Origin of the sequence: Pyxidicoccus fallax (assembly GCF_012933655.1) — a bacterium.
GTDB lineage: Bacteria > Myxococcota > Myxococcia > Myxococcales > Myxococcaceae > Myxococcus > Myxococcus fallax.
Genome location: NZ_JABBJJ010000112.1, coordinates 21,120 through 33,972, shown reverse-complemented (window position 1 = coordinate 33,972; position 12,853 = coordinate 21,120). Strand labels below are relative to the sequence as shown.

The following is a 12,853-nucleotide window of genomic DNA, read 5'->3' as shown; positions in this document are numbered from 1 at the left end:
GTGGGTGGGAGATTTGATGGGCGTGCTGGTGGTGGCGCCGCCACTGCTGTGCCTGCGGAAGCCGACGCGGCCGCGGCGGTGGAGCGAGGCGCTGCTGCTGGCGGGCCTCACCACCGTGCTGGTCGCGGCCATCTTCTTCCTCCCCAAGGTGTCGCTGACCGCGAAGCACGCGGCGACCTTCCTGCTGTTCCCCATGTCGGCCTGGGCGGCGCTGCGCTTCGGCGCGCGGGGCGCGGCGGCCACCACGCTGGCCATCACCACCGCCGCCATCGCCGGCACGGCGTACGGGCAGGGGCCCTTCTCCACGGGGATGCTCACGGACGACCTGCTGGTGCTCCAGCTCTTCATCGCCGTAACCTCCGTCACCGGCATGCTGCTGGCGGCGGCGAGCGACGAGCGCCGCCAGGCGGTGGAGAAGCTCCAGCTGATGGCCACCACCGTGCGCGGCGTCCACGACGGCGTCCTCATCACGGAGGTGACCGGCCCGGGCACGCTGCGCGCCGTGTTCGCCAACGAGGCCCTGTGCCGGCTGCTGGGCCGCCGCCTGGAGGAGCTGGTGGGACAGGACCCCGCGTCGTTCTACGGCGACCTGACGCCGGAGCTGCGCGAGCGCTCGCGGCAGGTGCTGCTGGCCGGCGAGCCCCTGCGCGCGGAGGTGCCGCTGCGCCACAAGGACGGTGGCACCGTCTGGAGCGAGCTGCTCCTGTCCCCGGTGCGCGCCACCGGTGACGACATCACCCACTACGTGGCCACCCACCGCGACATCACCGCCACCAAGGAGCTGCAGGCCCGGCTGGTGGCCGCCGAGCGCGTGGCCGCCGTGGGCACGCTGGCGGCCGGCGTGGGACACGAAATCAACAACCCGCTCGCCTACCTGGTGCTGAACCTGGAGGCCGCCTCCCGGAGCCTCACCGACGGGAGTCTCGCCGGCGTGCGGGACGCGCTCTCCGGCGTGAGGGGCGCGCTGGAAGGCGCCGAGCGCATCCGCCTCATCGTGAGGGACCTCCAGGTGTTCAGCCGCCAGGGTGACCAGGAGCGTGGACAGGTGGACCTCAACGCGCTCGTGCCTCCGGCCGTGCGCATCGTCAGCCATGCGCTGCGCCACCGCGCGCGCGTGGTGGAGGAGTTCGGGCCGGTGCCGCGCGTGCTGGGCAGCGAGGCGCGGCTGGGGCAGGTGCTGCTCAACCTGCTGGTGAACGCGCTGCAGGCCATTCCCGAAGGCAGCCCCACGCTGAACGAGGTGCGCGTGCGCACCAGCACGGACGCGTCCGGCCGGGCGCGCGTGGACGTGGTGGACACGGGCGCCGGCATCCCCGCGCACGTGCTGCCCCGCATCTTCGAGCCGTTCTTCACCACCAAGTCCCAGGGCGAGGGCACCGGGCTGGGGCTCGCCATCTGCCAGCAGATCGTCCGCGCGCATGGGGGCGAGCTGGAGGTGCGCAGCGAGCCGGGTCATGGCTCCGTCTTCAGCGTGCTGCTGCCCGCCGCGCCGGTGGTGCAGCAGGTGAGCCCGGTGGTGCGGCCCGTGGCGCGCGAGCCGCTGCCCGCCTCCCGGAGCCGGCGCGCCCGGGTGCTCGTGGTGGACGACGAGCCGAGGCTGGCGCAGTCCATGCGGCTGCTCCTGGAGCCCTACCACGACATCGTCACCACCACGCGTGGCAGCGAGGCGCTGGCCCTGGTGGCGGCGGGGCACCGCTTCGACATCATCCTGTGTGACTTGCAGATGCCGGAGACGGACGGCGCCACCGTGTATCGCCGTCTGTGCGCGATGGCGCCGGGACAGGCCGAGCGCGTGGTGTTCATCTCCGGCGGGGCCTACACGGCGGAGTCGCGGGCCTTCATGGACTCGGTGGCCAACCGCGTGCTGGAGAAGCCCGTGCGTCCGGAGTTGCTGATGTCCACCGTGGACGAGGCGCTGGCGGACGGGCCCGCGCTGGACGAGCAGGAGCCCATCGCCGCGGTTGCGGGAGGTTCTCGGCACTGAGTACGGTCGCCCGCTTCAGCCCGTGAGGCGGCGCTTCCAGGTGCCCGGTGTCTCGCCCACGTGGCGCTTGAAGGCCTTCACGAAGGCGCTGTCCGTCTCGTAGCCCACGGCTTGCGCCACCTCGCTCGTCGAGCGCGTGCCGGTGCCCATCAACTGCATGGCCCGGTGCATGCGCCAGCGCGTCACGTACGTCAGTGGCCCCTCGCCCACGAGTGACTTGAAGCGCGCCGCGAACACCGAGCGCGACATGCCCGCGGCGCGCGCGAGCCCCTCCACGGTCCACGCCATCTCCGGCCGCTCGTGGATGCGCTGGAGCGCGGGGCCGAGCCGAGGGTCCACCAGCGCCGCCAGCCAGCCGCCCTGGCCGGCGGGAAGGGCGGCCACGTGCTCCCGCAGGGCCTGGACGAGCAGCACGTCTCCCAGCCGGCTCGTCATCGTCTCATGGCCCGGGCGCGCGGCCTCCAGCTCCGAGACCACGAGCTGCATGGTGGACTCCAGCCACCGCGAACCGACGCCGCCGTCCCCCTTCACGTGGAGGATGGGAGGCAGGCTCGCGATGAGCGGGCTCAGCGGGGTGCCATCGAAGTCGAAGCCGCCGCAGAGGAGCGTCGTGGCCGCGCCTCCTCCCCCATGGCGGACGGTGCTGCCGCAGCGTCCGTAGATTTCACTGGCCGGGAGGGGCCGCGTCTTCTCGCTGTCCCTGAAGACGTAGGACACCCTGCCGAGGATGAAGACGAAGTCGCCTTGCGCGAGCGTGTGATGCGTACCGCCGGTTTCGAGCAGGCAGCCGCCACGAACCACCACGTGGAACGAGGGGCGGTCTCGCGCCTCGACGCGCAGGCCCCAGGGCGCGGACAGCTCCAGCCGGCTGTGCACCGTGCTCCGCATGTGGATGCCGCGCAGCGTTTCGGCCAGGACGTCCATGCGCCTTCCTCCAGGACGAATGGACCATGAATGCGGACGGCCGGCCAGTGAGAGCGCCAACGCTCGCGACTACCTTCCGCCGCGACACTCCATCCCCCCAGGGAGACAGACATGAAGGCCATGCGACTGCTGCGCTTCGGCGGCCCCGAGGAGCTTCGGCTCGAGGACGTCACCCCGCCGGTTCCCGGTGCTGGCGACGTGCTCATCCAGGTCCACGCCGCCGGACTGAACTACTCGGAGCTCCCGCTGCGTGCGGGCCGCCTCCCGGGCGCTCCGCCCCCGCCATTCGTTCCGGGTTTCGAGGCCGCGGGCGTGGTCCGCGAGGTAGGCCAGGAGGTGACGCACCTGAAGCCCGGGGCGCGCGTGGTGGCGATGCTGCCGGGGCAGGGCACCTTCGCGGAGCTGGCGGTGGCTCCGGCCGCGCTCGTGACGCCCATTCCCGATGCGCTCCCCTTCGAGAAGGCGGTGGCCCTGCTGAGCCAGGCACCGGCCGCGCTCGCCGGTTTGCGTGTCGCCGGGCAGTTGAAGAAGGGTGAGGCGGTGTTCATCCCCGCTGCGGCCGGTGGCGTCGGCTCGTTCATGGTGCAGCTCGCGAAGGCGCTGGGCGCGGGACGTGTCATCGCCGGGGCCAGCACGGAGGAGAAGCGGGCGCTCGCGCGGCGGCTGGGCGCGGACGTCGTCCTCGACTACACGCGCCCGGACTGGCCCGAGCGGGTGCGCGAGGCCACGGACGGGCGCGGCGCGGACGTGGTCTTCGAGCGGGACGGAGGCGACGCGCTCGGACAGAGCCTCCGGGCGCTGGCCCCCCAGGGACGGCTCGTCGTCTTCGGCGTGGACAGCATGTTCGGCACGTCCCTGCGCGCCGAGCAGGTCACCCAATTGCTCTTCCAGAACCAGCGCTTCGTCGGCTTCTCCTTCCCCGCGCTGCCGCCCGAGGTCCAGGCCGAGGTCCTGCGCGAGGTCTTCGAGCGCGTGATGGCTGGGACGCTCGAGGTCGTGGTGGAGCGGACCTTCGGACTGCACGAGCTGCCGGAGGCACACCGCGCGCTGGAGCAGCGGAAGACCTCCGGCAAGGTGGTCATCCTCCCCGGCGAGGCGGCACACGGCGGGACTTGAGGGCCAACGTCACTTCTCCTGCCGGCCCCACGCACCCTCTTCCAGGCACTCGCGAAGCACCCAGCCCAGGTGCTCGTCGAAGTCAAAGGTGCAGAAGGAGACGTCGGGAGACGCGTCCAGCAGCCACGGCGCGAGCTCGAAGTCGTCGTGGAACACCTGCAGGATGAGCGGCCCGGTGTCGCGGCGCAGCTCCGTGTCGAAGCAGTAGAAGTCGCTCACGGCGCGGGAGGAGATGTACTGGAAGGGGACGAGCCGCTTCCGGACCTGCGCCTCCCGGCGGGCGGCCTCCAGGTCCTCCTCCTCGTCGCCGAACGCGTCCTCCTCGATGAAGTCCTTCTGGTACTCGTGCCCCTCCATCACCTCGGAGGGGCTCAGCATCCGGGCGCGCTCCTGGCCCCGCCAGTCCGTCACCGACAGGAGGCCGTGGCGGGCGATGAACTGGAGGTACGACGCTGGGAGCATGCTGCCCAGGGCGCGCTCCAGCTTCTCGAGTTCCGCCGCCTCCACGGGCGTCAGGCGCACCGACTGGACGGGAAGGTCCTTCTCGCGACCGAGGCGCTCCTTCAAGGCTTCGATGGCTTCGATGGCTGCAGGCACGACGCGAACTCCTTTACGGACCATGGGCCCAGCGTGAATCCGCCTCCAGCAGCGGAGCGCCTTCCTTCAGGCTTCCCCACTGCATCTCCGGCATCCAGCCGTCTCCTCGCGCCAGGGACTCCTGATAGCGACGCTCGACGTCGGCCTCGTCGAGGACCAGCAGGCGGAGCATCCATCGCCTGTCCCGCACGGAGATGATGGCCGCCGGGGTGTTGCGTCCCACGGTGAGCGGGAGCCGCTTCTCCGCGCCGGGGCCATGCAGAGTCGCGAGTACCTCCGCGCGGGTCGGGCCGAGAAAGGGAGCCATGTCGATGCGCCTCAGGGTTGCACGCGTGCGAGCGAATCACGGACGGCGGCACGCAGCGCCGCCCGCTCGGTGAGGATGGCGGAGACGTGCCCGGCGTTCACCCAGCGCAGCTCGCTCCCCGTCCAGTGCGCGTGCAGCGCGCGCGTCTCCGCCCCCGGCACGAAGCCGTCCTTCCGGCAGGCCAGGAGGATGGCCGCGCCGGGCTGACGGGGCGGAGGGAACTTCATCAGGTTCGCCAGGTCGAAGATGTGCCCCAGCCGCTCACGCGCCCGCTCCGCGTCCCGCCGCGAGCCGTCCAGTTCCTCGAAGCGGATGGACCACGACAGCAGCCCCCGGGTGAACACCGGCACGGGTGACGCGCCCGCCGCCAGCGCCGCCACCGCGAGGGGCTCCGGGAAGAGCACCGCCGCCAGCGCCGCCATGTACCCACCCATGCTGTACCCCGCGATGCCCAGCCGCGCGTAGCCCTCGCTCCGCAGCCACGCGAGCAGCGCGCGCGCCTCCTCCACCATGCCCAGGTTCATCAGCACGTGGTCGCTCACCGTGCGCAGCGCTCCGCCCCGCTGCCCCAGCGGCCGGCGCAGGCCGTAGTACGGATTCTCCAGCAGGAACAGGTCGACGCCCTCTCGCACCAGCGGCGCGTACAGCCGCTCGCGAAGGGCGAAGCCTTCCTCCCGCGACGCGGCGAGCACCACGCATGCCGAGCGCCCCCGCGGACTTCCGGCACCCAGCCAACGCACATGCGCCGTGCTCGCGGCCGGAGCCAGCATCGGCAGCGGCGAGGCGAACGTTCCGTCCCGCACCACGCTTCCCCGGCGCGACACCGGCGCGCCCCACTCGGGAGTGATGCGCGCCGGCTCCGCGAGGAACGCAGTCCCCACCGCCACGTTCGCCAGGAAGGGCTCGTCTCCCCAGCCCGCGGCGAACAGCCGGGCACGGCGGGCCAGCCCCGCGAAGAGGACGTCCACCACATGCGCGCTGCGAGGTTCCCAGGCTTCCACGCGCGCATCCTACGTCACCCCACTCGCGACTCCGTCCCACCTCCCTGTCACCGTTTTCGTCTGAGAAATCAGGAGCTCCCAGCTCCCTGGGTAGGCAGGAGGTGCAGCAATACGGGAAAATCTCGTGGGTACTTGAGAGCTATGTAAAAACCGTGAGACGCTGATTCCCGCAGTATCCGCCCAGAACGTATTTCCCCAGGGGGAGCATGATGCAGAGAAGAATGTTCGGTGCGCTGGGAGTCGCGGCGCTGTCGTTCATCGTAGGTGCGTGCAACGAGTCCGCCCCGGCGTCCGACTCGAAGGCCCCGGAGACGGGGGACCAGGCCCAGAACCTGGAGAATGGCGCGTCTGTCCTCGACCGGGACAATGCTGGCGCTCCCACCTTCGTCAGCGGCGAGCTGGGCGTGCTGCCCGTGGCGGATGCCGCGGCGCCGGAGTCGCTGCAGGCCGCGCAGCTGGCGCCGGTGGTCTCCAACGTGGCGCCGCTGCTGCGCCTGGAGCCGGCCAACCTGGCGCTGACGAAGTCGTACCAGGACAAGCAGGGCGACACCCACTACCGCTTCGCCGTCAGCCACCAGGGCATCCCCGTGTACGGCGGCGAGATGCGGCTGCACGCGCGTGACGGCAAGGTCTTCGCGGCGAACACCAACGTCCGCAGCGACCTGAAGGTGTCCGCGGAGAAGGCCACCATCGCCCCCGAGGCCGCGCTGGCCGCGGTGGACAGGGACCGCGAGGCGTTCGAAAGCTGGATCGAGGCTCCGGAGGCGGGCCTGGTCTACTGGCGTGACGGCGACGAGCTGCGCCTGATGTACCAGGTCATCCAGACCGGCGAGAAGGCGGACGGTACCCCCGTGCGCGACATCGTCCTGGTCGACGCGCGCAACGGCGACGTGCAGGTCCGCATCCCGACCATCCATGAGGCGCTCAACCGCCGCATGCATGACGGCAAGAACCTGAGCACCCTGCCGGGCCCCATCGTCCGCACCGAGGGCCAGGCTCCCGTGGCCGACCCCGTGGTCAACACCAACTACGACCACCTGGGCACCGTCTACAACTGCTACCAGAACCTGTTCGGTCGCGACTCCATCGACAACGCGGGCGGGCTGCTCATCAGCACCGTGCACCACCGCGTCAACTACGTGAACGCCTTCTGGAACGGCACCCAGATGGTGTACGGCGACGGCGACAACGTCACCGCCACCAACCTGGCCAACTCGCTGGACGTGACGGCGCACGAGCTGACCCACGCCGTGACGGACAACGAGTCGGACCTCATCTACTCGGGTGAGTCCGGCGGCATGAACGAGTCCATGTCGGACATCTTCGGCGCGGTCTGCGAGTGGTACGGCGACGGCGCGGGTGATGTGTCGGCCCGTCACTGGCTGATTGGCGACGACGTGTGGACGCCGAACGTCCCGAACGACGCGCTCCGCTACATGCACAGCCCGACGCTCGACGGCGTCTCGCTGGACTACTTCCCGGACTACTCGTCCGGCGTGGACGTGCACTACAGCTCCGGCATCCCGAACCTGGCGTTCTACCTGCTGTCGCAGGGTGGCACGCACCCGCGCGGCAAGACGACCCAGGTCGTCGCGGGCATCGGCATCGAGAAGGCCGCGCGCATCTGGTACAAGGCCAACGCCGACATCCTCCTGCCGTCCTCCACCTTCGAGCAGTCGAAGGTCGCCACCGAGCAGGCGGCGGCGCAGCTGGGCTACGACGCGGCGACCATCGCCTCGGTGAGCAACGCCTGGAAGGCCGTCGGCGTGGGAGTGCCGGTGCCTCCGCCGCCCAACACGCCGCTGCCGAAGGACACCCCGGCCACGAACCTGTCCGGCACGCGCGGCTCGAAGCAGTACTTCTCCGTGCAGGTGCCGGAGGGCGCCACGGACCTGAAGTTCACCATGTCCGGCGGCACGGGTGACGCGGACATGCACGTCCGCTTCAACAACGCCCCCACCACCACCCAGTACGACTGCCGTCCGTACTCCGGTGGCAACAACGAGACCTGCTCGTTCCCCACGCCGAGCCACGGCACCTGGTACGTGATGCTCAACGGCTTCAGCGCCTACTCCGGCGTGTCGCTGGTCGTGACGTGGAAGGGTGGCTACGTCCCCGTGGAGCCGGGCGTGGAAGTCACCGGCATCTCCGGCGCGGCGGGCTCGTCGCAGGTGTTCACGGTCCAGATTCCCGAGCACACCAGCAACCCCGAGGGGCTGCGCAACGTCCACGTCCGCGTGCGTGGCGGCACGGGTAACGCGGACCTCTACGTCCAGCGCGCCGCGGCCCCCAACTTCTTCACCTACGACTGCCGTGGCGTGAACGAGCACAGCACCGAGAACTGCAACCTGAACAACGTCCAGGCGGGCAAGTTCTACATCCAGGTGTTCGGCGCGAAGGGCGGCTTCGAGAACGCCTCCCTCGTCGTGACGTTCAACTGAGCTGACGGAGTCCCGACGGAGGCGGCCCGGCCCGGCCGCTCCTGACGGACTCGTGGAAACGCCCCGGTCGCCCGAGAGGGTGGCCGGGGCGTCTTCTTTTCTCGCGGGCGCGCGCGCTCAGTCCCCGGCCGCCGCCGCGACACAGGCGCGAAGGCGCCGCAGTCCCTCGTCGATACGGGCCACCGGCAGCGAGCCATAGCCGAGCACCAGCCCGGGCCGCGCGGGCGTGCCCGCGTGGTAGCGCGAGAGCGGGGCGACCCCGACGCCGGCCTTCCGAGCCCGCTCCACCACGTCCTGCTCCAGCCGCCGGCCGCCCGTGCGGAAGGCCGCGCTCAGGTGCAGGCCCGCGCTGGACGGCAGGGGCTGGAGCCAGTCGCCGAAGTGGCGCGTGAGCCGCTCCAGGATGCGCTCGTGCCGGTGCTCGTACTCGCGCCGCATCTTGCGGATGTGCCGCGCCAGCAGCCCCTCGTCGATGAAGCGCGCGAGCGCGGCCTGCGCCGGAAGCTGGCTGTGCCAGTCCGACACGTACTTGGCCAGCCGCAGCTCGCGCTGGAGCGACGGGGGCGCCACGAGGAACCCCAGCCGCAGCGCGGGCAGCATGACCTTCGAGAACGAGCCCACGTAGATGACGCGGCCGGAGCGGTCCAGGCCGTGCAGCGTCTCCAGCGGCCGGCCGCCGAAGCGGAACTCGCTGTCGTAGTCATCCTCGATGACCACCGCGTCCCGCTGCCTCGCCCAGTCCAGCAGCGCCGTCCGCCGCGCCGGGGACATGGCCATGCCGAGGGGGAACTGGTGCGAGGGCGTGACGTAGACGAGGCGCGCCTCGTCCGGGAGCGCCGCCACGTCGAGCCCCTCGGCGTCCACGGGCACGGGGACGACGCGCGCGCCCAGGGACTGGAACAGCATCCGCGCCGGCGGGTATCCGGGTTCCTCCACCGCGACGCAGTCCCCCGGCTCCAACAGCACCCGGCCGATGAGGTCCAGCGCCTGCTGCGCGCCATGCGTGACGAGGACGTCCCCCGCCTCCGCGCGCACGCCCCGGGCCACGCCGACATGGCGGGCAATCGCCTCGCGCAGCGCGGGGTGGCCGCTGGCCTCGGGGTAGCCCGCCGGCAGCGCCGCCGCCCGGAGCTGGCGCGCCACGAGCCGGCGCCACGTCTCGAAGGGGAACAGCTGCCCGTCCGGGATGCCGACGCGGAAGTCGTACGGCGCGGGGTCCACGGACGAGCGCGGGTCGGGCAGGGTGCTCCAGACGGAGCGCGCGCGCAGCTTCACCCCCGTGCTGGCGCGGGCGGGGCCCCGTTCCCGGGGCTCGCCCTGCACGAAGCTGCCGGCGCGCACGCGGCCCGACAGCAGGCCCTCCGCGGTGAGCCACGCGTAGGCCACGCTCACCGTGTTGCGAGACACCGACAGGCGCTCGGCCAGCTCGCGCGTGGGGGGCACCCGCTCACCGCGCCGCAGGCGGCCGTCGAGGATGGCCGCGCGAAGCTCCCGGTATATCTGCCCGGCGAGGTCGCGCCGGTTCTCGAGATTCACGTGCAGGTCCATGCGGCCCGGAACCATGGAATGGCCCCTGAATCCAGGGGTTTGGTCATCCGTGAGCGTTCAGGAACGCTCGGCTGGCCGCATGTTTGGAATGCGTCCTGGGGCTGTTGGGCTTATCAACACAGGGTGCCCGCCATGACCGCTCAAGAACGCGTCGAGCGCGCTGCCAGCGCGCTGAAGGTCTTCCCACTCCCGTCGGCGGTGCTCTTCCCGCATACCGTCATTCCCCTGCACATCTTCGAGCCGCGTTACCGGGCCCTGGTCCGCGACGCGCTCGCGGGGGACCGGGTCATGGCGCTGGGGCAGCTCGAGCCCGGCTGGGAGGGGCGCTACGAGGGCCGGCCTCCCATGCAGCCCATGATGTGCGCGGGCATCATCATCTGGGACGAGCAGGTGGAGGAGGGGCGCTACAACATCCTCCTCCAGGGCGTGTCCCGCGTCCGCCTGGTCAGCGAGCTGTCGAACGACAAGCTCTACCGGGAGGTCTCCGCGGAGATGCTGCCGGACCTGCCCTACCAGGGCCCGGAGGAGGAGCAGCTCCGGCAGGCCGTGTTCGAGCTGGCCGGCCGCGTGCCGCCCTCCTTCGCGGAGAACCTCCTGCCGGTGGCGGCCCGCGCCACGGGCGGCATGCTGGCGGACGTGGTGGCCTCGGCCATCGTCCCGGAGCCGGACCGGCGGCAGGAGCTGCTGGGCGAGCTGGACATCAAGCGTCGGCTCGAGGGGGTGCTGGAGGACGTGGGCGAGCTCATCGCCCGCCTCCAGCCCGTGCGGCCCTCCGGGCCCATGAACTGAAGGGGGCCACGGGCCCTGGGTGGCGGTAGCGCTTGCCTTGCGCGGCGGGCCGGGCATTGCTGTGCCCACATGACGCCGGACCTGGGACTCTTCCCGGCCGTCCTGGCGGGAAGGGGACTGGAACAACCATGCGGCTCGTGAAGCTCGGGCTTGCCAGTGTCAACACCACCGTGGGCGCCTTCATCCGCAACACGGACAGGGTGCTCGCCCAGGCGAGGAAGATGGCGGCGGAAGGCGTGACGCTCGGCGTCTTCCAGGAGCAGGTCATCGCCGGCTACCCGGCCGAGGACATGGTGCAGTGGCAGGGCTTCATCGAGCGGCAGTGGCCGGAGCTGGAGCGCTTCGCGCGCGAGACGGCCTCGCTGCCCACCGTCTTCATCCTGGGTGTGAGCATCGCCCAGCAGGGCCTGCGCCTCAACTGCGCGGCGGTGGTGGCGGGCGGCCGGGTGCTCGGGCTCGTGCCCAAGGAGAAGCTGCCCACCTATAGCGTCTTCTACGAGACGCGCACGTTCGGCCGCGGCTACCCGGGAATGGCGGAGACCCACCGCGGCGTGCCGCTGGGCGACTACCTCTTCCAGTTCGACTTCGGCGTGGTGGCCCCGGAGGTGTGCGAGGACATCTGGAGCCCGGAAGGCCCCATGCGGCGGCGCACGTATTCCGGCGCGGAGCTGGTGGTGAACCTGTCCGCCTCTCCCTTCCGGCTGGGGTTCGTGGACACGCGGCGCGAGCTCATCGCCACGCGCGCGGCGGACCACCAGTGCACCATCGCCTACTGCAACGCGGTGGGCAGCAACGACGGCCTCATCTTCGACGGCGGCGGCTTCCTCAACCAGAACGGCCGCCACGTCATGGAGACGCCGCGCTTCCAGGAAGGCTACTCCACGGCGGTGGTGGACCTGGACCGCACCCTGCGCCTGCGCGGCGAGGCCACCACCTGGCGCGTGGACCGCGAGTCCTGGCTGTCGGAGGGGGGCCAGCGCGTCCCCGTGCTGGACTGCACCCAGGCGGTGCACACCCGCCGCGAGTCCCTGGCCTACCCGGTGCCCGCGCACCGCAGCTTCTTCCTGCCCGGCCCCGACCAGCGCCGGCCCGCCCGGGAGGCGCTCTGCGAGGACATCCTCGACGCGCTCGCCCTGGGCGTGGGGGATTATTTCGAGAAGACGCGCGCCTTCAAGGTGCTGGGCATCGCCCTGTCCGGCGGCCGTGACTCGCTCCTGACGCTCCTCATCGCCCACCGCTACGCGAAGAAGGCGCGGCCCGAGGACCCGGGCTCGCTCATCCGCGCCTTCTACATGCCCAGCCGTTATTCCAGCGACGCCACCAGCGACGCCGCGGAGACCATCACCCGCGAGCTGGGCGTTCCCTTCCAGATTGTCTCCATCGACGAGGCCTTCGAGCGCGAGCGCGCCATCGCCCAGAAGATGCTGGGGGACAAGCCCGTCACGCCGATTACAGAGCAGAACATCCAGGCCCGCCTGCGCGCGCAGCGCATGTGGAACTGGAGCAATTCCTGCGGCGGCCTGTTCCTCCAGACGGGCAACATGAGCGAGAAGTCGGTGGGTTACACCACCATTGGCGGCGACCTCATGGGCGCGCTGGCCGTCATCGCCAACGTCCCGAAGACGGTGGTGATGTACCTGCTCGACTACCTCCAGGAGAAGACGGGCTCCGAGGGCATCCGCAAGGTGCTGGCCAAGCCCGCCGGCCCGGAGCTGGCGCACAACCAGGTGGGGGAGGAGGAGCTGATGCCCTTCCCCGTGCTCGACGCGTGCTTCTATCTGCATGCGGGCGAGAAGCTCACGCCGGCCGAGATGCTCCAGGCCCTCACCGCCATGTTCCCGGAGGTGGAGGCGCCCCGGCTGAGCGGCTACGTGGAGAAGTTCGTCCGCCTGTTCCAGCAGTCCATCTACAAATGGGTTCAGTCCCCGCTGTCGCTGCACATCGGAAACCTGGACCTGGACCGCGAGCGCGCGCTGCAGCTGCCCGTCGTCACCGGCACCGAGTGGATGCGCGACACGTAGCGCGCGCAAGCCGTGTTGCCTCTTCTCCACGCCTGGCCGCCCGGTGCTCGGGCGGCCACACCGGCAGGTGATCTGAGAGGGGGAGCGCCTTGCCGGATGTGCTTTCGCAAACAACCTTCATGTCA

10 protein-coding genes are annotated in these 12,853 nt (G+C 71.0%); 5 read left to right on the top strand and 5 right to left on the bottom strand.

Translation table 11 applies throughout. The annotated features are described in order from the left end of the window. The coding region (locus HG543_RS23830) for an ATP-binding protein (protein ID WP_169347141.1) at nucleotides 1-1,984 on the top strand (1,984 nt) is incomplete at its 5' end. A 15-nt stretch (nucleotides 1,985-1,999) separates the two neighbouring features. Here the strand turns inward: HG543_RS23830 and HG543_RS23825 are convergent. Then, on the bottom strand, nucleotides 2,000-2,908 hold the full coding sequence (locus HG543_RS23825; protein WP_169347140.1) for an AraC family transcriptional regulator: 909 nt from the start codon (nucleotides 2,906-2,908) through the stop codon (nucleotides 2,000-2,002). Between the two features lie 111 nt (nucleotides 2,909-3,019). Between HG543_RS23825 and HG543_RS23820 the strand changes: the two genes are divergently transcribed. Then, the gene (locus tag HG543_RS23820) at nucleotides 3,020-4,024 is read left to right on the top strand and encodes a quinone oxidoreductase family protein (RefSeq protein ID WP_169347139.1); all 1,005 of its coding nucleotides are present in this window, start codon (nucleotides 3,020-3,022) and stop codon (nucleotides 4,022-4,024) included. A gap of 9 nt (nucleotides 4,025-4,033) precedes the next feature. Here the strand turns inward: HG543_RS23820 and HG543_RS23815 are convergent, their stop codons facing one another. From HG543_RS23815 to HG543_RS23805, 3 genes are read right to left on the bottom strand one after another with little or no spacing between them, the layout of a single operon-like run. After that, nucleotides 4,034-4,621: an SMI1/KNR4 family protein gene (locus HG543_RS23815; protein WP_169347138.1), complete on the bottom strand. Its 588-nt coding sequence runs from the start codon at nucleotides 4,619-4,621 to the stop codon at nucleotides 4,034-4,036. Nucleotides 4,622-4,634: 13 nt separating this feature from the next. After that, nucleotides 4,635-4,928: a hypothetical protein gene (locus HG543_RS23810; protein WP_169347137.1), complete on the bottom strand. Its 294-nt coding sequence runs from the start codon at nucleotides 4,926-4,928 to the stop codon at nucleotides 4,635-4,637. Between the two features lie 11 nt (nucleotides 4,929-4,939). Next, nucleotides 4,940-5,929: an alpha/beta hydrolase family protein gene (locus HG543_RS23805; protein WP_169347136.1), complete on the bottom strand. Its 990-nt coding sequence runs from the start codon at nucleotides 5,927-5,929 to the stop codon at nucleotides 4,940-4,942. Nucleotides 5,930-6,135: 206 nt separating this feature from the next. Between HG543_RS23805 and HG543_RS23800 the strand changes: the two genes are divergently transcribed. Next, complete coding sequence (locus HG543_RS23800; protein ID WP_169347135.1) at nucleotides 6,136-8,370, top strand: M4 family metallopeptidase; 2,235 nt, start codon at nucleotides 6,136-6,138, stop codon at nucleotides 8,368-8,370. A gap of 117 nt (nucleotides 8,371-8,487) precedes the next feature. Here HG543_RS23800 and pdxR read toward each other — a convergent pair whose 3' ends face one another. Next, a complete protein-coding gene (gene pdxR, locus HG543_RS23795; RefSeq protein ID WP_443096575.1) occupies nucleotides 8,488-9,933 on the bottom strand; it encodes a MocR-like pyridoxine biosynthesis transcription factor PdxR in 1,446 nt (481 codons plus the stop codon). A 117-nt stretch (nucleotides 9,934-10,050) separates the two neighbouring features. Here pdxR and HG543_RS23790 point away from each other — a divergent pair, with 117 nt between their 5' ends. Beyond that, a complete protein-coding gene (locus HG543_RS23790; RefSeq protein WP_169347134.1) occupies nucleotides 10,051-10,707 on the top strand; it encodes an LON peptidase substrate-binding domain-containing protein in 657 nt (218 codons plus the stop codon). Between the two features lie 128 nt (nucleotides 10,708-10,835). Next, the gene (gene nadE, locus HG543_RS23785; protein WP_169347133.1) at nucleotides 10,836-12,728 is read left to right on the top strand and encodes an NAD(+) synthase; all 1,893 of its coding nucleotides are present in this window, start codon (nucleotides 10,836-10,838) and stop codon (nucleotides 12,726-12,728) included. Nucleotides 12,729-12,853: the final 125 nt, after the last annotated feature.